At 64.1% G+C, this 20,970-nt stretch carries 18 protein-coding genes; 8 read left to right on the top strand and 10 right to left on the bottom strand.

Going from position 1 to position 20,970, the window contains the following annotated elements:
* Positions 1-173 precede the first annotated feature (173 nt).
* Entirely contained in the window at positions 174-1,109 is a 936-nt protein-coding gene (locus ACL0K2_RS09235; RefSeq protein ID WP_045163564.1) for an SdiA-regulated domain-containing protein, read from the top strand.
* Positions 1,110-1,195: 86 nt separating this feature from the next.
* Here ACL0K2_RS09235 and ACL0K2_RS09230 read toward each other — a convergent pair whose 3' ends face one another.
* From ACL0K2_RS09230 to cra, 5 genes are all read right to left on the bottom strand, one after another.
* Positions 1,196-1,756 (bottom strand): DUF4136 domain-containing protein, encoded by a 561-nt coding sequence (locus tag ACL0K2_RS09230; protein WP_239610483.1) that lies wholly within the window; start codon positions 1,754-1,756, stop codon positions 1,196-1,198.
* Positions 1,757-1,781: 25 nt separating this feature from the next.
* The gene (locus tag ACL0K2_RS09225) at positions 1,782-2,387 is read right to left on the bottom strand and encodes a DUF4136 domain-containing protein (protein ID WP_239610484.1); all 606 of its coding nucleotides are present in this window, start codon (positions 2,385-2,387) and stop codon (positions 1,782-1,784) included.
* 20 nt (positions 2,388-2,407) lie between these two features.
* Entirely contained in the window at positions 2,408-3,157 is a 750-nt protein-coding gene (locus ACL0K2_RS09220; protein ID WP_413044269.1) for a methyltransferase, read from the bottom strand.
* On the bottom strand, positions 3,154-3,459 hold the full coding sequence (locus tag ACL0K2_RS09215) for a nucleotide pyrophosphohydrolase (protein WP_239610485.1): 306 nt from the start codon (positions 3,457-3,459) through the stop codon (positions 3,154-3,156). Before ACL0K2_RS09215 ends, ACL0K2_RS09220 begins: the two co-directional genes overlap by 4 nt.
* A gap of 68 nt (positions 3,460-3,527) precedes the next feature.
* On the bottom strand, positions 3,528-4,529 hold the full coding sequence (cra, locus tag ACL0K2_RS09210; RefSeq protein ID WP_413044268.1) for a catabolite repressor/activator: 1,002 nt from the start codon (positions 4,527-4,529) through the stop codon (positions 3,528-3,530).
* Between the two features lie 201 nt (positions 4,530-4,730).
* On the opposite strand from cra, the gene ptsP reads away from it, so the two are divergent.
* The 4 genes from ptsP (at position 4,731) to ACL0K2_RS09190 (ending at position 12,833) form a co-directional block, all read left to right on the top strand.
* On the top strand, positions 4,731-7,613 hold the full coding sequence (ptsP, locus tag ACL0K2_RS09205; protein ID WP_239610487.1) for a phosphoenolpyruvate--protein phosphotransferase: 2,883 nt from the start codon (positions 4,731-4,733) through the stop codon (positions 7,611-7,613).
* The gene (gene pfkB, locus ACL0K2_RS09200) at positions 7,613-8,551 is read left to right on the top strand and encodes a 1-phosphofructokinase (RefSeq protein ID WP_413044267.1); all 939 of its coding nucleotides are present in this window, start codon (positions 7,613-7,615) and stop codon (positions 8,549-8,551) included. Before ptsP ends, pfkB begins: the two co-directional genes overlap by 1 nt.
* A 20-nt stretch (positions 8,552-8,571) precedes the next feature.
* Positions 8,572-10,311, top strand: a complete 1,740-nt coding sequence (locus ACL0K2_RS09195; RefSeq protein WP_413044266.1) for a PTS fructose-like transporter subunit IIB — start codon at positions 8,572-8,574, stop codon at positions 10,309-10,311.
* Positions 10,312-10,430: 119 nt separating this feature from the next.
* Positions 10,431-12,833, top strand: coding sequence for a membrane-bound PQQ-dependent dehydrogenase, glucose/quinate/shikimate family (locus ACL0K2_RS09190; protein WP_239610490.1), 2,403 nt, complete (start codon positions 10,431-10,433; stop codon positions 12,831-12,833).
* A gap of 108 nt (positions 12,834-12,941) precedes the next feature.
* On the opposite strand, the gene ACL0K2_RS09185 is transcribed toward ACL0K2_RS09190, so the two are convergent.
* A complete protein-coding gene (locus tag ACL0K2_RS09185; protein WP_045163555.1) occupies positions 12,942-13,268 on the bottom strand; it encodes a hypothetical protein in 327 nt (108 codons plus the stop codon).
* Between the two features lie 262 nt (positions 13,269-13,530).
* Here ACL0K2_RS09185 and ACL0K2_RS09180 point away from each other — a divergent pair, with 262 nt between their 5' ends.
* Positions 13,531-15,111 (top strand): alkaline phosphatase D family protein, encoded by a 1,581-nt coding sequence (locus ACL0K2_RS09180; protein ID WP_045163554.1) that lies wholly within the window; start codon positions 13,531-13,533, stop codon positions 15,109-15,111.
* 18 nt (positions 15,112-15,129) lie between these two features.
* Positions 15,130-17,481, top strand: coding sequence for an ExeM/NucH family extracellular endonuclease (locus ACL0K2_RS09175; protein ID WP_413044265.1), 2,352 nt, complete (start codon positions 15,130-15,132; stop codon positions 17,479-17,481).
* An 83-nt stretch (positions 17,482-17,564) separates the two neighbouring features.
* Here ACL0K2_RS09175 and ACL0K2_RS09170 read toward each other — a convergent pair whose 3' ends face one another.
* Both ACL0K2_RS09170 and ACL0K2_RS09165 read right to left on the bottom strand, forming a co-directional pair.
* Positions 17,565-17,906, bottom strand: coding sequence for a zinc ribbon domain-containing protein YjdM (locus ACL0K2_RS09170; protein WP_239610491.1), 342 nt, complete (start codon positions 17,904-17,906; stop codon positions 17,565-17,567).
* Positions 17,907-18,039: 133 nt separating this feature from the next.
* The gene (locus ACL0K2_RS09165) at positions 18,040-18,522 is read right to left on the bottom strand and encodes an acyl-CoA thioesterase (RefSeq protein ID WP_045163552.1); all 483 of its coding nucleotides are present in this window, start codon (positions 18,520-18,522) and stop codon (positions 18,040-18,042) included.
* A 332-nt stretch (positions 18,523-18,854) separates the two neighbouring features.
* Here ACL0K2_RS09165 and ACL0K2_RS09160 point away from each other — a divergent pair, with 332 nt between their 5' ends.
* Positions 18,855-19,535: a c-type cytochrome gene (locus ACL0K2_RS09160; RefSeq protein WP_413044264.1), complete on the top strand. Its 681-nt coding sequence runs from the start codon at positions 18,855-18,857 to the stop codon at positions 19,533-19,535.
* A 20-nt stretch (positions 19,536-19,555) separates the two neighbouring features.
* On the opposite strand, the gene cynS is transcribed toward ACL0K2_RS09160, so the two are convergent.
* A complete protein-coding gene (gene cynS, locus ACL0K2_RS09155) occupies positions 19,556-20,005 on the bottom strand; it encodes a cyanase (RefSeq protein WP_045163550.1) in 450 nt (149 codons plus the stop codon).
* Between the two features lie 103 nt (positions 20,006-20,108).
* On the bottom strand, positions 20,109-20,870 hold the full coding sequence (locus ACL0K2_RS09150) for a phytanoyl-CoA dioxygenase family protein (RefSeq protein WP_413044263.1): 762 nt from the start codon (positions 20,868-20,870) through the stop codon (positions 20,109-20,111).
* Between the last annotated feature and the right edge of the window lie 100 nt (positions 20,871-20,970).

The following is a 20,970-nucleotide window of genomic DNA, read 5'->3' as shown; positions in this document are numbered from 1 at the left end:
AGCCGTTCCTCGGGGCATTGGGCTATCAATCCGTCCGGCAGTTCCCACGGCCCGGGTTGAACCGGTAGTCAAATGGTGGGTCAGTACAGGCTGATGAGTGCCGTATCGGTCGCCGTCATGCAATTGCAATCCTTCCCGAGCAGGCTGTAGCCGTTGCTCCAACGAGAAAAAATATGCCATCCGTTACTGATGTGCGCCCCCAATGGCTACCGGGCGCACGCCCCGGTGCCTGGGCGCTGGGTCTGCTGGCTGCCGGGTTGTTCTACACGGCGGCGACCTTTCACCTCGATGAGCGGGTGTTCTACTCGTTGCAATCGGCCTGGCACGAAGACAGTCGCCAGGCGCGCAGCCTCTGGCTGCCGGAGTATAAGGTGCGTGTCGAGGCGCAGCCGGTAACGTCGGTGGGTAATAACCTCTCCGGGTTAACGTTCGACGATCGCCGCAAGCATCTATGGGCGGTGGTGAACAATCCAGAAGAGTTGGTCGCGCTGGACCTGAACGGCGAATTCATCGCACGTTACCCGCTGAAGGGCTTTAGCGACGTCGAAGGCATTACCTACCTGGGCGACAACCTGCTGGCGGTCGCCGAGGAGCGCAGTCAGTCGATCGTGATACTGCCGGTCCCGGCGCAACCCGGTAATTTGCAGCGTGCAGACTATGCGTCGGTCTCGTTGCCGGCGGAGGCGTCGGATAATTCGGGGTTCGAGGGCCTGGGCTACGATCGTGACGGCGACCGCCTCTTCGTGGTCAAAGAGCATTCGCCGCGCAAGCTCTACGAAATTCAGGGTATCAAGGCAAGCCTGCACGGCCAGCTGAACTTGAAAATCATCGATCGCGAGGCATGGATCGCTGACAAGGACATGGCCAGCGATCTGGCATCGGTACACTTCGACGAGCGCACCGGCCATCTGGTGCTGCTCAGCGACGAAGCGAAGATGGTGCTGGAGCTCGACGGACAAGGCGATCTGGTCAGTTTTCGCTCATTGTGGAGCGGTTTCGCGGGGCTGAAAAACAGTGTGCCGCAAGCCGAGGGCATGACCTTCGATGCGCACGGCAACCTCTATTTGGTCAGCGAACCCAACCTGTTCTACGCCTTCGAGCGCAGGTAGCCGTCGGCATCCGCCGAGATTCCACCAGGCGTAGACGGACATAGGAATCAAGGCCCGCCGAGACACAGCAGGCCGATGGCGACTGCTCAGTGTGGCGGGTACTGCGAGAGCACCTTGGCCACGGTCTCGCGGAACATCCCGGCGCGTTCCTGTGGGCCGCCGGGATCGTCGCGCAGGACCTGCTCGGCACTGCCGCGCCAGACGAGTTTGCCGTCGGCCGCATCGTAGAAGTCCACCTGCAAGGTGCCGACCTGATAATGGATGGTGCGCGTGTCGGTGAACATCGGTCCGCCCCAGAAGCCGTTCCAAGGACTGCCCCACGCCCCCATCGAGGTGGTGGTGTACTGCTGGGAGCGCTGATCGACGATGAACCAGGCCTGGATCAATACATCCGCCTGGTTGCCGGCCGGGGCCTGGCGCAGGCCGCGCTGATCGAGCTGTTCGCTGACCGCGCTGCGAATACGCTGCTCGGTGAGGTCGCTTTTGATCCGGGGGTCGTCCGGGCGATATTGCAGCGCCGGCTCTTTCCAGCTCCAGCTGCGGTATGCGGAAAAGTCCCGCTGTGGATCGAAGTCGCGTTGCACCTGTGTGCTCTGGCAGGCCGCCAGGAGCAACAGCAGGGGAAGCATCATCAATTGCCGCACCATATCGATCTCCTTGAGGCACCTGCGTTCAGCGCGGAGGATAATCCGCCAACGCGCGATTCACCGCATCTCGCGCCGCGTTCTTGCGCTCGGCCTGCTTGCCGCCGCTGCGGGCTTCGGCGCGGTTGCTCCAGACCGTCTGGCCGGACGCGCCGTCGATCATCTCGACGCGCACGGTGACGACTTCCTCTTCATAGTTGCGTACCACCGGTGCGCTGACGCCAAAGCCGGAACCGTAGCCGGGGCCGTAACCGCCATAGCGACCGGCACCGATGTGAGTGCCATAGTCATCGTAGACCTGTCGCACGCGCGTCTCCATCCGGGCGCTGGCGCTGATCTGCACGTCGCCGTTGCTCCCCGCGGGCGCCGGGCGCAGACCGCGCTGATCGAGGGCGCCGGCAATCATCTCCTGCAACTCCTCGCCGGCAAGCGATGCGCTGCCTGCTGGCGGGTTGCGCCAGCTCCAGCTCTGGTACGCGGAAAAATCCCTGGGCGCGGCCGGGTAGGTGGGCGACTGGATCTGTTCGACCGGCGGCGCCGGCGGAATTGGCGCGGACTCGCTGCGGTAGGGGTTGCTGCTCTGGCAGGCCGTGAGACTCAGGCAGAGCAGGGGCAACGCAGCACGCATGAACATGATGTCCTCCTGGCCGGCGCTCAGCTCGGCCGGCACATCCAGTGCAAGTAACGTCCGAGCTTGGCGAACGCGGGATGACGGCGATAGGCCAGTTCCATCTCGATCAGGTCGGCCGGCTCGGTGCGGGCCTGGAAATCGGCGGGCATGTAATCGTGAAACACCCGCACGCCGCTTTCTGATTCGACCCGCCAGTGCGGTGCGAGTTGCGCCGCCAGCTCTCTTGGGTCGAGTGGCTGCTGCGGCGTCAGGCTCTGGCGCTCACCGGCAAAGGATTGCGTGCGCAGCTTCTTGAAGTGTCCCTTGAGCAGATTGCGGTAGATCAGCGCGTCGCGGTTGTAGAAGGCCAGCGACAGCCAGCCGTCGGCTGCGGCCAGGCGATGCAGTACTGGCAGGATCGCCTGTGGTTCGGCCAGCCACTCCAGCACGGCGTGGCAGATGACCAGATCGAACCGGCCCTCGACCTGGCTCTCCACTTCTTGCCAGGGCGCCTGGATAAAGGTGGCGTGCTGGCCTGCTTCGGCAAATCGCTCGCGTGCACCTTCGAGCATCGGTTCGGCTGGTTCGGCGAGGGTCACCTGATGGCCTTGCTGCGCCAGCCAGAGGCTCATGTGGCCGAGACCGGCACCGATGTCCAGCACCTGCAGTGGCCGCTCGGGGAGGATCTCCGTCAGGTCTGCCTGTAGCACGGCGAGACGGATAGCGCCCTTGGCGCCACCGTAGATCTTCTGCGCGAAACGCGTGGCCAGCTCGTCGAAATGGCGGTCGCTCATCGGGCGAACCGCCGCTCGTTGTCGGCCAGCTTGGCCAGCAGCGCCTGTTCCATGTCGATGCCCAGCTCGCTGCACATCAATAGCAGATACATAAGGATGTCGCCGACTTCCTGTCCGACGTGTTCACGCGTGTCGTCCGGCAGCTGGCGCGACTCGTCCTCGTTCAGCCACTGGAAGATTTCCACCAGTTCGGCCATTTCCACGCTGGCGGCCATGGCCAGATTCTTCGGGCTATGAAAGCGCTGCCAGTCGTTGCGATCGCGGATCGCATGCAGGCGTTGGGTGATCTGTTCGATGTTCATCAGCAAGCGGCTCGTTCGGAGGCGGCTAGCTTCCGTCACTGCGTCGCTGCCCGCAAGGGGTAGGCGCCTCAGGCCGGCGCGTCTGTGCGGCGAACCTTGAGCACCCGTGCCACGGCACGTTCTCCCGCTTGGTAGTCGCCGTGCTCGATGGCGCGAATCGCCTGGTCGAGCGCCAGATCGGCGATCTGCGCGTGCTGTTGGGAGATGGCGTTGACCCGGATCGGCAGGAAATCGAGCAGCTGCGCGTCGCCGAAGGTGCCCAGGCGCAAGGCCTCGGGCCATAGCAGTTGACGCTCCTGCAGGGCATCGAAGACGCCTTCGAGCAATACATAGGCGGTGGTGATCAGGGCATCGGGTAGCGGTCCGCGGTCGAGCAGAGCGAGCATCTGCTCGCGGCCGCAGGCACGGCTGAACTGCTCGGCCTGCAGCACGCTGACCTGACCCTGGTGATGCGCAAGGGCCTGGCGGAAGCCTTGCTCGCGCTGCTGGCTGATACGCAAGGCCGGTCGCGCGCTGATGAGCGCGACATGGGCATCTACCGGCGCGTGCAACGACTGCGTCAGCTGTGTGGCCGCTTCCTTGTCATCGCTGACCACCGAACAGAAATGCTCGGCGTCCAGCGCCCGGTCGAGGGCGATAATGGGCGTGCCACCGGTCAACAGTTTGCGGTAGCTGGCATCGTCCGCCGGCAGGCAGCTGGCGACGATCAGCGCATCACAGCGGCGTGAGCGCAGCACCTGAATGACCTGGCGCTCGGTGTCCGGTTCGTCATCGGAGCCGACGATCAGCAACTGATATCCCCGTTGACGGGCGCGCTGCTCGAGCAATTTGGCCAGGCGTGCATAGCTGGGGTTTTCCAGGTCCGGGACGATGAAGCCGAGCGTTCGCGACAGCCCGCGGCGCAGACCGGCGGCCTGCTGGTCAAGCTGGAAGCCCTGCTGCTCGGCCACGGCCATTACTCGCTCGACTGTGGCCTGGCTTATCCGCCGCTGCGCCGCCTTGCCATTGAGAACGTAACTGGCGGTGGTCAGTGAGACGTTGGCGAGGCGGGCGATGTCGATCAGTTTCAAGAGAGATCCTGCGGCCTGAGACGGGTGGTATGCATTCGGGCTTCTAGAATTACTCAATATTGCGTAATGTGCCAGCCTGAGGTGAAACGTTTCAGCATTGGTTCGGTCATAAGCGCCAGCCCGGAATCCGGTGATGCCGGCACCCTGTCGGTCATACCGCACCGGCTATAAAAACAATCGCGAGCCTGCAAGGAGCCTTCCATGCTTGAGTTGAATGCCCAGCACATCCACATGCATCAGACGGCAGCCGACAAGCCTGCCGCCCTGGCCCTGCTTAGCGAGGTGCTGGTGGCCGACGGGTTGGTGGCACCCGGTTACCTCGACGGGCTGCGCGCACGCGAAGCCCAGGGCTCCACCTTTCTTGGCCAGGGGCTTGCGATCCCGCACGGCACGCCGGATACCCGTGATCAGGTGTTCACCACTGGTGTGCGCTTGTTGCACTTCCCCAAGGGCGTCGACTGGGGCAACGGTCAGCAGGTGTACCTTGCTATCGGCATCGCCGCACGTTCGGATGAGCACCTGCGGTTGCTGCAGCTTTTGACCCGAGCGCTGGGGGAGGGCGATCTCAGCGAGGCGTTGCAAAAGGCCGAGTCCCCCGAAGCGATCATCGATCTGCTGCAAGGCGCGCCGCAGGCGCTGGCGCTGGATGGCGAACTGGTGGGGCTGGGCGTCGCCGCAGATGATTTCGACGAGTTGGCCTGGCAAGGCGTCAAGCTCCTCAAGCGTGCCCAGTGCGTGGAGCCCGGCTTCAATGCCGGGTTGGCCCTGAACCAGGCGCTGCCGCTGGGCGATGGCCTGTGGTGGCTGAGCAGTGAGCAGTCGGTGCTGCGGCCCGGGCTGGCGTTCGTCACACCCGCCGCGGGTCTGACTCACCAGGGCCAGCCCCTGAATGGATTGTTCGTGCTCGCCAGTCTGGGAGAAGCGCACCGCGCGATGCTCGAGCGATTGTGCAATCTGCTGATCGAGGGGCGTGGCCAGGAGCTGAGCCAGGCGACTTCCAGCCGCGTGGTGCTCGAAGCCCTGGGCGGCGAGGTCCCGGCTGACTGGCCCAGTGCGCAGGTGCCGCTCGCCAATCTGCATGGCTTGCATGCGCGACCGGCCAAGCAACTGACCGAAACCGCCCAGGCGTTCGACGGCGATATCCGTGTGCGCCTGGCCGGAAGCGAAAGCCTTGGCGTGTCGGTCAAGAGCCTGAGCAAGCTGCTCGCGCTGGGCGCACAGCGTGGTCAGGTGCTGGAGTTCATGGCCGAGCCGTCGATTGCCAGTGATGCGTTGCCCGCGTTGGTGCGCGCAGTCGAGGAGGGCCTCGGCGAAGAGGTCGAGCCGCTACCGGCAGCGGGCGAGGCGAGCGAGCCGCCGGCTATCGCGGCGCTGCCCGATGAGGCGCTTATCGAACAGGCGGTACTGCGCGCCGGGGAGAGGGTAAGCGGCATCGCGGCGTCGCCCGGAATTGCCATTGGCCCGGTACTGGTGCGCAAGCCTCAAGCGATCGACTACCCCGCGCGTGGCGAGTCGCCGGCCGTCGAACTGCAGCGGCTGGACGCGGCGTTGGACAAGGTGTTTCGCGAGATCGGCGTGTTGATCGAGGAGAGCCAGGTCGCCAGCATTCGCGAGATCTTCACCACCCACCAGGCCATGCTGCGCGATCCGGCGTTGCGCGAAGAGATCCAGGTGCGCTTGCAGAAGGGGCTCAGCGCCGAAGCGGCCTGGATGGATGAAATCGAGAGCGCGGCGCAGCAGCAGGAAGCTCTGCACGACAAGTTGCTGGCAGAGCGCGCGGCGGATCTGCGCGATGTCGGCCGTCGCGTGCTGGCCTGTCTGACCGGCGTCGAGGCCGAACAGGCACCAAGCGAAGCCTACATTCTGGTGATGGACGAGGTGGCACCTTCGGATGTCGCCACGCTGAACGCCCAACGCGTCGCGGGTATTCTGACTGCAGGTGGTGGCGCCACCTCGCACAGCGCCATCATCGCCCGCGCACTGGGCATTCCGGCAGTTGTCGGGGCGGGTCCGAGCGTGCTCGGGTTGGCGCCGAACACCCTGTTGCTGCTCGATGGCGAACGCGGCGAACTGCTGGTCTCGCCGACCGACGCGCAGCTCGAGCAGGCACGCAGCGAACGCGCCACGCGCGAGGAACGCAAGCGGTTAGCTAACGAGCGACGCATGGAGCCGGCGACCACCCGTGACGGCCATTCGGTGGAGATCGCCGCCAATATCGGTGCCGCCGGTGAAACGCCCGAGGCCGTGGCGATGGGCGCCGAGGGTATCGGTCTGCTGCGCACCGAGCTGGTCTTCATGAACCATTCCCAGGCACCGGATCAGGCAACCCAGGAAGCCGAATACCGCCGTGTACTGGACGCGCTCGAAGGGCGCCCGCTGGTAGTGCGCACGCTGGATGTCGGCGGTGACAAACCATTGCCCTACTGGCCGATGCCGACAGAAGAAAACCCCTTCCTCGGTGTGCGCGGCATTCGGCTGAGCCTGCAACGCCCGGACATCCTCGAAACCCAGCTGCGCGCCTTGCTCGCCTCGGCCGATGGCCGCCCGCTGCGGATCATGTTTCCCATGGTCGGCAACATCGGCGAATGGCGCACCGCCAAAGCCATGGTCGACCGTTTGCGGGTGGAGCTGCCGGTGGCCGATCTGCAGGTCGGCATCATGATCGAGATTCCGTCCGCTGCGCTGATCGCACCGGTGCTGGCGCAGGAAGTCGACTTTTTCAGCATCGGCACCAACGACCTGACGCAATACACCCTGGCCATCGATCGCGGCCATCCGAGCCTGTCCGGCCAGGCGGATGGGTTGCATCCGGCAGTCCTGCGGTTGATCGGCATGACCGTCGAAGCGGCCCACGCGCATGGCAAGTGGGTCGGTGTCTGCGGCGAGCTGGCGGCCGACGCCCTGGCGGTGCCGATGCTGGTGGGGCTGGGCGTCGATGAACTGAGTGTCTCGGCGCGCAGCATCGCATTGGTCAAGGCGCGGGTGCGCGAGCTGAATTTCGCCGCCTGCCAGCGGCTGGCCCAGCAAGCGCTGATGCTGCCGGGCGCGCATGAGGTGCGCACCTTCGTCGGGGAGCACTGCTGATGGCCCGTGTCCTGACTGTCACCCTCAATCCCGCGCTCGACCTGACCGTGCGGTTGCCGGCGTTGCGCCTGGGCGAGGTCAACCGCAGCGACAGTCTGCAGGTGCATGCCGCCGGCAAGGGGCTCAACGTGGCCCAAGTGCTGGCCGATCTCGGCCATCAGCTGACCGTCACCGGCTTTCTCGGCGAAGGCAATCCGCAAGCGTTCGAGCAGCTGTTTGCCGCGCGCGGCTTCAGCGACGAGTTCGTCCGCGTCGCGGGGGACACCCGCAGCAATATCAAGCTGGCCGAAGCTGGCGGACAGGTTACCGACATCAACGGCCCGGGATTGGCGGTGAGCGAGGCGCAGGGCGACGCGTTGCTGCTGCGGCTCAAGCGGTTGGCTCCGGACCATGAACTGGTGGTGGTCGCCGGCAGCCTGCCGCGCGGTGTGGATAGCCTGTGGTTCGTCGAACTGCTGCGCACGCTCAAGCAGCTCGACGCGCGGGTCGCGCTGGACACCAGCGGTGCTGCGCTGCGCGACGGGCTGACGACCGCACCCTGGCTGATCAAGCCCAACGAAGAGGAACTGGCCGAGGCGCGCGGAATTCCGCTCGCCGAATCGCAGGCCCTGGCCCGCGAGGCCTGGCGTCTGCAGGTCGAGGGCGTCGAGCACGTGGTCGTTTCCCAGGGCGCAGAAGGCGTCAGCTGGTTCTCGCCGGGCGCGTCCTTGCATGCACAACCGCCCAAGGTCCAAGTGATCAGCACGGTTGGCGCTGGCGACTCGCTGCTGGCCGGCATGCTCCATGGGTTGCTGGAAGGGTGGCCTGGTGAGCGCACTTTGGCGCACGCCACCGCGATTGCCGCGCAGGCGGTCGGTCAGGTCGGCTTCGGGATCAGCGACCCGGCTCAACTCGCCGAGCTGGAGGCTGCGGTCCGGCTTCAGCCGCTCAGCCAATAATTCGAATAAGAGGTGAAGGAATGAATCTTCTCATCGTCACGGCCTGCCCCAACGGAATGGTCACCAGCGTGCTCACGTCACGCCTTCTCGAAGCGGCCGCCCATCGTCTGGGCTGGTCGACCTCCGTGGAGGTCCACGATCCCAAAGCCATCGGTTCGCCGCTGACCCCTGCGCAGATCGCCAGTGCCGACCTGGTCGTCGTGGTGAAGACCGGGCCGCTTTCGTTGCAGCGTTTCATCGGCAAGCGTGTCGCTCAATCGACGCCGTCCGAAGCTCTGCTCGATCCCGAAGCGTTCCTGCGCAGTGCCGCGGACGGGGCCACCGAGTTGCAGCAGGACGACGGAGCGGATGCCGTGCACACCAGCGGCAAGCCCAAGCTGGTCGCCATCACCGCCTGCCCGACCGGCGTTGCGCACACCTTCATGGCGGCCGAAGCCTTGCAGCAAGCGGCCGTGCGCAAAGGCTACGCCCTGCAGGTGGAAACCCGTGGCTCGGTGGGCGCGCGCAATGTGCTCGAGCCGAAGGCCATCGAAGAGGCGGACGTGGTCTTGCTGGCTGCGGACATCGAAGTGGACGTCGCCCGGTTTGCCGGCAAGCGGGTGTTCCGCTGCGGCACCGGTGTCGCGCTGAAGCAACCTGATGCGACCCTCGACCGCGCGCTGGAAGAGGCCGCGGTGCTCAGCGGCAGCGTGGCTGCCAGTAGCAGCGGAACCGAGCAGAAGGGCGAGAAGACCGGTGTCTACAAACACCTGCTCACCGGCGTGTCCTACATGCTGCCGATGGTCGTGGCCGGTGGCTTGCTGATTGCGCTGTCGTTCGTCTTCGGTATCGAGGCGTTCAAAGAGGAGGGCACCCTGGCCGCAGCCTTGATGCAGATCGGTGGCGAGACGGCATTCAAGCTGATGGTGCCGCTCCTGGCCGGCTACATCGCCTACTCGATAGCCGACCGGCCGGGCCTGGCGCCGGGGATGATCGGCGGGCTGCTGGCCGGCACTCTCGGGGCAGGCTTCATCGGTGGGATTATCGCCGGCTTCGTCGCCGGTTACGCGGCCAAGGCGGTCAATCGCTGGGTTCCGCTGCCGGCCAGTATCGAGTCGCTCAAGCCGATCCTGATTATCCCGCTGCTGGCCAGCCTGTTCACCGGTCTGGTGATGATCTACATCGTCGGCACGCCGGTAGCGAAGATGCTAGCCGGGCTCACCGAGTTCCTCGACACCATGGGTACCTCCAACGCCATCCTGCTCGGGCTGCTGCTCGGCGGCATGATGTGCGTCGACCTCGGCGGCCCGGTGAACAAGGCGGCCTATGCCTTCTCGGTTGGTCTGCTCGCCTCGCAGAGCTACGCGCCGATGGCCGCCACCATGGCCGCGGGGATGGTGCCGCCGATCGGCATGGCCATCGCCACGCTGATCGCTCGGCGCAAATTCGCCCAGACCGAGCGCGAAGCCGGCAAGGCCGCGCTGGTGTTGGGCTGCTGCTTCATTTCCGAGGGCGCGATCCCCTTCGCCGCAAAAGACCCTCTGCGGGTGATCCCGGCCAGCATTGCCGGTGGCGCCCTGACCGGTGCGCTGTCGATGGCCTTCGGTGCGAAGTTGCTGGCGCCCCACGGCGGCCTGTTCGTGCTGCTGATTCCCAACGCCATCAATCACGCGCTGCTGTATCTGCTGGCGATTCTGGTAGGCAGCCTGGTGACCGGGGTGATCTACGCGGTGATCAAAAAGCCCGAGGTACAGCCGCTGGCTGTTGGTGCGGTGGCTTGAGCGAGTGCGTAAAAAGCGTGAACTAAGGCCTCGCTGTCGTATCCACTAATAGCTGGCTGACGCTTTGTATCAGAACGTTTCGCCAGCCGTTTGTAAATGAAATCGGCAGGAGAGTCTGGATGAGTATCGAATACGGGCCCCGCCCCTTGCGTATCACGCTGACCGCCATTGTCGTGCTGGTGCTGGGCGCGCTGATGGCCGTCGGTGGCGGCTACCTCGCGACGTTGGGAGGATCCTGGTACTACCTGGTCGCCGGCATCGGCCTGCTGGTGGTCGCCGCGCTGCTGTTCCTCCGGCATCGTGCGGCGATCTGGCTGTACGCGTTGCTGCTGTTGGGAACGCTGGCCTGGACGGTTTACGAGGTTCGTTTCGACTGGTGGCAGCTAGCGCCGCGGATCGACCTTTGGTGCATCCTCGGACTTTGGCTGATCCTGCCTTTCGTCAATCGCTATGTGGATGACCGCCTGGTTTGGCGCGACGGCGCCAGCGGTTTGCTCGGTCTAGGGTTGCTGGCCGGTGCGCTGATGGCAGGCTATTCGCTGACGCAGGATTACTCATCGATCCAGGGTGAGTTCAGCGACGCGCAGATGCAGGGCGCTAGTCCCGACGGACAAGCCGGACGTTCGGCGAGTGGTTGGCCGGCCTACGGGGGCTCGGCCCAGGGCGATCGCTATTCTGCCGCCGATCTGATCACCCCCGAGAACGTCGGAACGCTGGAAAAGGCCTGGGAATACCACACCGGCGACCTGCCCGGACCGAACGATCCCGGTGAGTTCACCTACGAGGTGACGCCGCTCAAGGTCGGTGACAACCTCTTCATCTGTACACCACACAGCATCGCCATCGCGCTGGACGCCGACACCGGAGAGGAGCGCTGGCGCTTCGATCCGAGCATCAACCGCGATGCCGAGTATTACCAGCACATGACCTGCCGCGGCCTCGCGTTTCACGACGCCACGGCCTATGGCGCGGGCGCGCCTGCACAACCGGATCAGCCGACGGCGCGCTGCGAGCGTCGGTTGTTCCTGCCCACCAACGACAGCACGCTGATTGCCCTCGATGTCGAGGACGGCAAGCCGTGCGAAGACTTCGGTGATGGCGGTGTGGTGGATCTCAAGGCCGGCCTCGGTGAAGGCGCGCTGGGCGTCTACCTGCCAACATCGCCGCCGGTAGTGACCGAGAAACTGGTCATTGTGGGCGGATCGGTCACCGATAATGGTGCGGTGGATTCTCCCGGCGGCGTCATTCGTGCCTACGACGTACGCAATGGTCGGTTGATGTGGAATTTCGATCCGGGCAATCCCGACGCCACCGAGCCTTTGGCGCCGGGCGAGACCTATGTACGCAGCACCCCAAACTCCTGGACTGTCGCCACCGCGGATGAATCGCTGGGCCTGGTGTACATCCCCACCGGCAACCAGACGCCGGACCAGTGGGCTGAACCGCGCACGCCGGAGGCCGAGCGCTTCACCGCGACCCTGGTCGCGCTGGATCTGGAAACCGGCAAGGTGCGCTGGGAGTTCCAGACCGTGCACCATGACTTATGGGACCGCGACCTGCCCTCCCAGCCGACCCTGGTGGACATCGACGGGCCGCAGGGCAAGGTTCCGGCGATCATCCAGCCGACCAAGCGCGGTGACCTTTACGTGCTCGACCGTCGCACTGGTAAGCCCATCGTACCGGTCGAGGAGTTTTCCGTGCCGCAGGGCACCGATTATGGTGACTTTACCGCCCCGACTCAGCCGGCGTCGGCGCTCAGCTATGCGCCTGACGAACCGTTGCGCGAGCGCGACATGTGGGGCGGCACGCCGCTTGATCAGATGATGTGCCGCATCCAGTTCCGCAAGCTGCGGTATGACGGTGACTTCACGCCGCCGTCGCAGAAGGGCTCGCTGATCTATCCAGGCAACGTCGGCACCTTCAACTGGCCATCGGTTGCGGTTGACCCCAGCCGGCAACTGTTATTCGGCGCACCGAACTATCTGGCATTCGTTTCAACGATGGTCAAGCGCAGTGAGGTCGACCCTGACGAGCGTTCCGGTGGCGGCGAGACCGGTCTACAGCCCAACCTTGGCGCACCTTACATGGTCAGACTGGGGCCGCTGCTGTCGGTGCTGGGCCTGCCATGCCAGACGCCGCCGTGGGGCTATGTCACGGCCGTCGACCTGCGCACCATGAAGAAGGTCTGGATGCACAAGAATGGCACCAGCCGCGATAGCGCGCCGTTGGGTATTCCGCTGCCCGTCGGTACACCGGCGTTGGGCGGGCCGATCGTGACTGCTGGCGGTGTCGCCTTCATGAGCGGCACCCTGGACTACTACCTGCGCGCCTATGACATGCAGAACGGCAAAGAATTGTGGAAAGGGCGCTTGCCCGCCGGCGGCCAGGCGACGCCGATCACCTATGTGTCGGAAAAGACCGGCAAGCAGTACGTGGTGCAGATGGCCGGCGGGCATGGTTCGTTCGGCACCAAGATCGGCGACTCGGTGATCGCCTGGACGCTCGACGAGGGCGAGAAATAGGACGATTGGGAGAAGACACAATGGCCACACCCTCTTCCTTCTAGTCTCGCTAGGGAAGAGGGCGGCTGGCGGGTATCACCGCGTTGGACACGTGAGATTCCCGGTCACTCAGCAGGGCTGCCCGTGGTATCTGCGGTTATCACTGGGCTCCACGCATTGCTGTTCCGTATGCTGCTCAAGCCGTGGGGACTTGTCTCGCAGGCTGGATGTCAGGCTGTTCAAAAACTTCACGGCCCTTGCCTGGTCTTCGAAGCGCCGCGCGCCGTTCAGTGAGCCCGTGTAGCTGCCGTTGCTGGCGGCGTAGCACTCTTGATTGTTGGCACAGGTCAGACCGACGACCCAGTACGGGCTATTGATCAGCACCCCTGCCTGAGCAGCAGAGGCGGTGAGTGCGAGAGAGGCGATGAGTGAAGAAACGAACAGATAACGCCGCATGGGAGTGCTCCTGGATTTGACACTGCGAACATAACCCATCGCCGGATTCATGAGTGTGTGCCACATCGCGACCGGTGCTCTTTCGGGGTGAAGCTCAGGTCTCGCCGGCTTTTGGGTGACGGTCGCAAGTCCTGAACGGCTCGATGGCATGTGTACCTGAATCGATAGGTACGTTTTTTTGACGACCGTTCGTCTGTGCGTCACGGTTCTGTCAAGCGTGTCGCTTAAACCCTTCTTCAGCCACAGTCGAAGGGGACCGATCATGACCGAACCAACCAATAACGAACTGGACCGCACACGCCGCCGTCTGGTGCAGGGCATCGGCGCTGGCTTGGCGCTACCGGCGCTTGGCGTTTCGCCTGCCATCATCGCGGCACCCACGGCGCGCCCCTGGATCACCGACGGCGTTCAGTCCGGTGATGTGCTGGCCGATCGCGCGGTGATCTGGAGCCGCTGCGATCGACCTGCACGGTTGGTGGTCGAGTGGGACACCACTAGCGGTTTCACCAATCCCCGGCAGATGAGATCACCGGTCACTGACGAGCGCCTGGACTTCACTGCGCGGATCGATCTGCGCGGCCTGCCCTCGGATCAGTCTATTTTCTACCGCGCCTGCTTCGAAGACGCCCGCGACCATGTCCGGAGCGAACCCTGGCTGGGGCATCTGCGCACTGCGCCCCGGCGCGCGCGCGACATCCGTTTCGTCTGGGGCGGCGACACCTGTGGCCAGGGCTGGGGCATCAACGCCGATTTCGGAGGTATGCGTATCTATGAAGCGATGCGCCAGCGTCGCCCGGATTTCTTCCTCCAGAGTGGCGATGCGATTTACGCCGATGGTGTGATCCAGGCTGAAGTGCAGGCCGAAGACGGGCGTCTCTGGCGCAACATCGTCACTGAGGCCAAGAGCAAGGTGGCCGAAACGCTCGACGAATTTCGCGGCAACTATCGCTACAACCTGCTCGATCATAATCTGCGCCAGTTCAATGCCGAGGTGCCGCAGATCTGGCAGTGGGACGATCATGAGGTGACCAACAACTGGTCGCCGGGCAAGACGCTGGACGAGCGCTATCAGGTCAAGGACATCGAGCTGTTGGCCCGTCGTGGCCGCCAGGCATTCCTCGAATACGCGCCGATGCGCCTGGTAGGCCGGGATGCCTCGGGGCGTGTCTACCGCAAGATCGCCTATGGCCCGCAGCTGGACGTGTTCGTGCTGGACATGCGCAGCTATCGTGGTGCCAATACGCACAACCTGCAGCCGGAACAGAGTGCCGAGACCGCGTTCCTCGGTGCCGAGCAGCTGGCCTGGCTGAAGCGCGAGCTGCGCCGTTCACGCGCGACCTGGAAAGTCATCGCGGCCGACATGCCCATCGGCCTGCACGTGCCGGATGGCACCGATACCGCCGGCCGGCCGCGCTGGGAAGCGATCGCCAATGGCCAGGACGGCCCGGCGTTGGGACGGGAACTGGAAATCGCCGAGCTGCTGGGCTTCATCCAGCGATATCGGGTGCGTAACACGGTCTGGCTGACGGCTGATGTGCACTATTGCGCGGCGCACCACTATCATCCCAACCGCGCCGCCTTCCAGGAATTCGATCCGTTCTGGGAATTCGTCGCCGGGCCCCTGAATGCCGGCAGCTTCGGGCCCAATCCATTGGATGCGACCTTCGGTCCGGAGGCGGTTTTCCAGAAGGCGCCGCCGACCGCCAACGCATCGCCTTATGCCGGTTTCCAGTTCTTCGGTGAAGTCGAAATCGATTCACGCAGTGGCACCCTGAGCGTCACCCTTCGAGACATCGACGGCGCTTCGGTCTTCTCCAAAACCCTCGAACCCCAACACGCCTGAGCCTACGGAGCGACACCCATGCGCCGCAATGTCCGTTTCATGCCGCATCCCCTGGCCGCCGCACTGCTGGCAGTCGTCTCGCTGGGCGCGCAGTCGATGGCGTCCGCCGAGCTGCTGATTTCCGAATACATCGAGGGCAGCGGCAATAACAAGGCGCTGGAGTTCTACAACCCCGGCGAGACGGCGGTCCCGCTCGACGGCTATAGGATCGACTTCTATTTCAACGGATCGACCAGCAGCGGGCGGAGCATCGGCCTGGCCGGTGAGGTCGCGCCGAGCGGCGTGCATGTGCTGGTCCATGAAAGCGCCGATTCGGCCCTGCAGACCATGGCGAATCAGCGAGGCAGCGGCAGCTGGTACAACGGCGACGATGCCATCGTGTTGCGCGGGCCGTCCGGGGAGATTCTCGATAGCATCGGCCAGCTCGGCGTCGATCCGGGCAGCGCCTGGGGATCGGGGCAAACGCAGACGGCCGATCGTACCCTGACGCGCAGGGTGTCGGTCTCAACCGGTGATCGCGACCCCAGCGACACCTTCGATCCGGCCACGGAATGGCAGGGTTATGCCGTCAATACCTTCGCCCACCTGGGCCAGTACGGCGAAGGCGAGCCGGGCGGGGAAGATGCGGGGCGGCGCTCGATTGCCGAGGTGCAGGGAACGGGTGATAGCAGCCCGCTAGTCAATCAGTCGGTCATCGTCGAAGGGATCGTGGTAGCTGATTTTCAGAACAATGGCCAAGACGAAGGCGAGTTGGGCGGCTTCTTCATCCAGGCGCCGGACAGCGAGACGGATAACGACCCGCTCACCTCCGAGGGCCTGTACGTCTATGGGAAAGGCAACGGCGTGGATGTGCAGGTGGGCGATCGGGTCCAGGTACGCGGATTGGTCACCGAATACAACGGCCTCACGGAGTTGACGTCTCCTCAGATCAGTCTGGTCGCCAAAGCGCAGCCGCTGCCCAGCTTGGCGCAGATCAGCTTGCCGCTTGCCTCGCCCGATGAGCTGGAACGGTACGAAGGTATGCAGGTGCGCCTCACGCAGACCCTCACCGTCAGCGAGGTATATGACCTGGGCCGCTATGGCGAGGTGGTGTTGTCGTCCGGTGGGCGGCTGTGGATTCCGACCAACAAGGTGTCGCCCGGCGAGCCGGCGCAACGTCTGCAGGCACAGAACGACCTCAACCGGATCATCCTCGACGACGGGCGCAGCGGGCAGAATCCGGATCCGATCCGCTACCCCTCGCCCGAGCTCGATGCCTACCGGACGCTGCGGGTCGGCTATGAGGTAAGCGACGTGCGCGGTGTGCTGCATTACCTGGCCAGTAGCTACCGGGTGCAGCCGACGCAACAACCGCAGTTCGTGGCGAAGAACCCCAGGCCGGACTCGCCGGAGCCTATCGGCGGGCGACTGCGGGTAGCGAGCTTCAACGTGCTCAACTACTTCAACGGTGACGGTCGCGGTAGTGGTTTCCCGACCTCGCGCGGCGCCCACTCCCTGGAAGAGTTCAAACGTCAGCGCGACAAGATCATCGCCGCGATTCTTGGCGCGGACGCCCATATCATCGGGCTGATGGAAATCGAGAACGACGGCTACGGTGAGAAAAGCGCCATCGCCGATCTGGTGGTCGGCCTCAACGCGGCCTCACCCGAGCGCGATCGCTATGCCTTCATCGATCCGCGGCGCAATCGGTTGGGCACCGACGAGATCGCTGTCGGCCTGATCTACCGCACGGACATCGTCAGCCCGCACAAGGATGCCGCGGTGCTGGACGGTTCGGTCGATCCGCGTTTCAACGACACCCGGAACCGCCCGGCGCTCGCGCAGACCTTCCGCGAGCGCCGCAGCGGCGAGCGGCTGACCGTGGTCGTCAATCATTTCAAGTCCAAGGGGTCGAGTTGCGATGACATCGGCGACAAGGACATGGGCGACGGCCAGGGCAACTGCAACCTGACCCGCGTGCGGGCCGCCCAGGCGTTGGTCGACTGGCTGGGGCGCGATCCGACCCGATCATACGATCCGGATCGCCTGATCCTCGGCGACCTCAATGCCTACGCCAAGGAAGATCCGATCAATGTGATTCGCGCGGCGGGCTATACGGATCTGCTGGCGCGCTTCGGTGAAGGCAACGCCTATTCCTATGTGTTCGCCGGACAGTCGGGCTACCTCGATCACGGTCTCGCCAGCGCCAGTCTGGCAGCGCAGGTCAAGGACGCCACCGAGTGGCACATCAACGCCGACGAGCCGCGGGTGCTGGATTACAACCTGGAGTTCAAGACGCCACGCCAGCACTCGTTGCTGTACAGCAGCGAACCCTATCGGGCCTCGGATCATGATCCGTTGGTGATGGGGATCGATCTGAGCCGCGAGTAAGTAGAGCAGGGTGCAGGCGCCAGCGGGCGATCGATCCGGACGCGGTCGGGTCGCTCTCACGCTGGCCTGTAGGCGTGTGCTCGTCAGACCTTGCGTACGAACTCGGACTTCAGCTTCATCGCGCCGATGCCGTCGATCTTGCAGTCGATGTCATGGTCGCCATCTACCAGGCGGATGTTCTTGACCTTGGTGCCGACCTTGACCACCAGCGACGAGCCCTTGACTTTGAGGTCCTTGATCACGGTAACGGTGTCACCGTCCTGCAGGGTGTTGCCCACCGAATCCTTGATTGCCTTCTGCTCATCACCAGTCGGCTCGGTCGCGTTGGCAGACCACTCGTGCCCACACTCCGGGCAGACCAGCATCGGGCCGTCTTCGTAGGTGTATTCGGAGTTGCATTGGGGGCAGGCTGGCAGAGCGCTCATGGCGAATCCTCGGATGGCGGATGCGAAAAGCCGCGAATTGTATAGGGTTTTTTTGCTGCCGTTGCGGTCTCGCTTCACAGGCGCCGCCGTCAGGTCCCGCGATAACGTTCGCGGGACGGTGCGTTTGCTCGCCTCAGTAGTCGTCCTTGATCGCCCGGTAGCGCTCTTCCAGCTCGCGACGAATCTGCCGGCGGTGCTGCGCCTGGGCGAAGCGGCGCTTCTGATCGGGGGTTTGCGGCTGCAGGGTGGGCACAGGCGCGGGGCGACCGTCTTCGCCGACCGCCACCATAGTGAAGAAGCAGCTGTTGGTGTGGCGAACGGTTTTCTGCCGGATGTCTTCGGTGATGACCTTGATGCCGATTTCCATCGAGGTGGTCCCGACATAGTTGACCGAGGCGAGAAAGGTCACTAGCTCGCCGACGTGCACGGGCTGGCGAAAGTTGACCTGATCCACCGACAGCGTGACCACGTACTGCCCGGCGTAACGGCTGGCGCAGGCGTAGGCGACTTCATCGAGGTACTTCAGCAGCGTGCCGCCATGGACGTTACCGGAAAAGTTGGCCTTGTCCGGGGTCATCAGTACGGTCATGGTCAGTTCGGCATGTCCATCTAGCATGGTGCGCGGCTCGTGCTGGCAAAAAGGGCCGCTACTTTAGTCGAATACGAGGCGGCTGTGTGCATTGCGCATGCGACGGCTTCAGTTTTATCTCATCGGGTCAATGTGGCAATAACGCGCAGTGTGGCGCATGGGGCATCGACGAGATGCGGCGGTGCGGTGTGCGCTATTTCGGAGCGATACGCACGATGAACAGTGCGAACGAATTCCCGATGCAGGCCGGTGTGCGCTGCAGTGTGCGTCTTTATTGACTTGAGCCAGTGTCGAGGCTGTTTTTCTCCTTATAGTCCGGGCTGCTACGCGTTTCGATATTCACCCGTGCCGGACCTCCCATGCGCTTATTCATCCTTGTTCTGCTCAGTTGCCTCGCTCCTTTCGTCCACGCCAGCGAGGAGGCGATGGAGCGCTTCCGATACCTGATGGACGATACCGCGCGGCGTGAACAGGCCTATGCAGCCGGCCAGGAACGCATGCTGTTCTGCGGCTATTGCCATGGGGAGAACGGCAACAGCAAGCGTCCGCATATTCCCAACCTGGCCTCGCAGAATCCGGTCTACTTGTTCCACTCGTTCGAGAAATTCGCCAACGGCGAGCGCATCGACTTCGTAATGTCGAAGCTGGCGAAGAACCTGACGCTCGAAGACCGCGTCAACATTGCCGTCTATTTCAGCCAGCAGAAGGTCGTGCCCTCCGCAGTTACCGGCGATGCGGCGCAGATCCAGCGTGGCGCGGCGCTGTTCCAGCGTACCTGCACCGGTTGTCACGGCGCCCATGCGCAGGGCCGGGAGACCATACCGCGGCTGGCGGGGCAGCCTGCCGAATACCTCAGCAAGGCGCTGAACCGTTTCCGTACCCAGGACCCGAGCCGAGCCGATTCGGTGATGATCGGCATCGTCGACAAGCTGTCCGAGGCGGACATCGAGGTGCTGGCGGCCTATCTGACGCAGCTGCGACTGAGCGAGGAACAGGAGCAGCAGGCCAATGCGCAACTGCTCGGCACGAACGTGCCCTGAGGCCCTGCCTCGCTGATCGGTCAGTAGCTCTTGTAGGGCAGGAACTTGCCGGAGAGCACCACATTGACACGGTCTCCTTTAGGATCCGGTTGGCGCTGAATGTTCATGGAGAAGTCGATGGCGCTCATGATGCCGTCACCGAATTCTTCATGGATCAGTTCCTTGATGGTGCTGCCATAGACGTTGACCAGTTCGTACCAGCGATAGATCAGGGGATCGGTGGGCACCGTGGTCGGCAGTGAGCCTTTATAGGGCACGATCTGCAGCCAGGCCACGGCCTCGTCAGGCAGCTCGAACAGCTTGCCAAGGGTTTCCGCCTGAGCCTTGTCGAAGGCCATCTGGCCCAGGCAGCCGGCTGTCGTCCACTCCTTCGACATGCCCATGGACTCGGCGATATCGCCCCATCTGAGGTTTTTCCGCACCTTGGCGGACACGATCATTTGGGTGACTTGGCTGCGGCAGGAAATCATCGGCGATACCTCTCGAGGTGGACTGGCGAGTCGGACTGGGCGGGCCGCATGCGGCGGCCGGTCTGTCCTGCTTTGCAGAAGCTATGCCAAAGGGGCTGTTCGCTCAGTCGTATTCCGAGGCCTCGTGCTCGCCCAGCAGGCGTCGCTGCCGGGGTGTGGCCGCCCCCAGCACGTCGGGATTGAAATGCCACTGCAAATAGGGCGAGAACTTCTGCGCGACCATGCGCCGGCCGTAGTGCACCTGCAGCAGATAGCGGCTGCGGTCGGCGGTGCGGTTGCGGCTGCCGGCGTGCCAGAGGTCGCTGCGAAACAGCAGGACGTCGCCCGCATCGCAAAGTACCGGCTCCGGCTCACGGCCCTTCCAATCGGTTTCGCCCATGCGCGGTTTACGACCGGCGCGGTGACTGCCGGGAATCACGCGGGTGGGGCAGAGGTCCGCATCGATCCGGTCGAGATAGATGTGCGCCGTGCAAACCTGCATCGGTAGCCTGAAGGTGGGGTCGGCCAGCAACGCCTCCGGCAATTCCATCGCCAGGTAATCGGCGTGCAACTCACCACCGACGAAGCCCGGATGGCTGCGCCAGGCGGTTTGGCCGATCACATGGCAGTCCGCGCCTAGGCAGGCTTCGACGAGCTCGATGACGCCTGGCAGGTCGAGGTAAGGCAGCCAGAGTGGGTCGCGATTGAAGACGCATTTGTAATGGTCATCCACCAGCCCTTGATAGTCCCAATGGATAGGTTCGAGGCGGTCGATGGCGGCGCGCACCTCGTCGATCTGCCGTGGCTGCAGCACCTCGCGCAACAGCACGTAGCCTTGTTCGTGCATGGCACGCAGCGCGTCGGTGGTGGGTTGGGTTCGTGGCATGGCGGCAGGCTCGGCAGGGCTCAGATTATCGACAGCTTGTTGAAAGCTTGGGTTCGTATGCTGCCGCCGTTCGCGATGACCTGTTGTCGCGGCAGGCGCA

The organism is Pseudomonas sp. YJ42, from assembly GCF_047225135.1.
Taxonomy (GTDB): Bacteria; Pseudomonadota; Gammaproteobacteria; order Pseudomonadales; family Pseudomonadaceae; genus Stutzerimonas; species Stutzerimonas stutzeri_E.
This window is presented reverse-complemented; position numbering and strand designations above follow the sequence as displayed.

Excerpts from the sequence above, each read along its gene's own strand:
- ACL0K2_RS09190 (WP_239610490.1), top strand. The coding sequence starts at position 10,431 with ATGAGTATCGAATACGGGCCCCGCCCCTTGCGTATCACGCTGACCGCC.
- cynS (WP_045163550.1), bottom strand. The coding sequence starts at position 20,005 with ATGATTTCCTGCCGCAGCCAAGTCACCCAAATGATCGTGTCCGCCAAG.
- ACL0K2_RS09195 (WP_413044266.1), top strand. The coding sequence starts at position 8,572 with ATGAATCTTCTCATCGTCACGGCCTGCCCCAACGGAATGGTCACCAGC.
- ACL0K2_RS09175 (WP_413044265.1), top strand. The coding sequence starts at position 15,130 with ATGCGCCGCAATGTCCGTTTCATGCCGCATCCCCTGGCCGCCGCACTG.
- ACL0K2_RS09230 (WP_239610483.1), bottom strand. The coding sequence starts at position 1,756 with ATGGTGCGGCAATTGATGATGCTTCCCCTGCTGTTGCTCCTGGCGGCC.
- ACL0K2_RS09215 (WP_239610485.1), bottom strand. The coding sequence starts at position 3,459 with ATGAACATCGAACAGATCACCCAACGCCTGCATGCGATCCGCGATCGC.
- ACL0K2_RS09235 (WP_045163564.1), top strand. The coding sequence starts at position 174 with ATGCCATCCGTTACTGATGTGCGCCCCCAATGGCTACCGGGCGCACGC.
- pfkB (WP_413044267.1), top strand. The coding sequence starts at position 7,613 with ATGGCCCGTGTCCTGACTGTCACCCTCAATCCCGCGCTCGACCTGACC.
- ACL0K2_RS09180 (WP_045163554.1), top strand. The coding sequence starts at position 13,531 with ATGACCGAACCAACCAATAACGAACTGGACCGCACACGCCGCCGTCTG.
- ACL0K2_RS09225 (WP_239610484.1), bottom strand. The coding sequence starts at position 2,387 with ATGTTCATGCGTGCTGCGTTGCCCCTGCTCTGCCTGAGTCTCACGGCC.
- ACL0K2_RS09185 (WP_045163555.1), bottom strand. The coding sequence starts at position 13,268 with ATGCGGCGTTATCTGTTCGTTTCTTCACTCATCGCCTCTCTCGCACTC.
- ptsP (WP_239610487.1), top strand. The coding sequence starts at position 4,731 with ATGCTTGAGTTGAATGCCCAGCACATCCACATGCATCAGACGGCAGCC.
- ACL0K2_RS09220 (WP_413044269.1), bottom strand. The coding sequence starts at position 3,157 with ATGAGCGACCGCCATTTCGACGAGCTGGCCACGCGTTTCGCGCAGAAG.
- ACL0K2_RS09150 (WP_413044263.1), bottom strand. The coding sequence starts at position 20,870 with ATGCCACGAACCCAACCCACCACCGACGCGCTGCGTGCCATGCACGAA.
- ACL0K2_RS09170 (WP_239610491.1), bottom strand. The coding sequence starts at position 17,906 with ATGAGCGCTCTGCCAGCCTGCCCCCAATGCAACTCCGAATACACCTAC.
- ACL0K2_RS09165 (WP_045163552.1), bottom strand. The coding sequence starts at position 18,522 with ATGCTAGATGGACATGCCGAACTGACCATGACCGTACTGATGACCCCG.
- ACL0K2_RS09160 (WP_413044264.1), top strand. The coding sequence starts at position 18,855 with ATGCGCTTATTCATCCTTGTTCTGCTCAGTTGCCTCGCTCCTTTCGTC.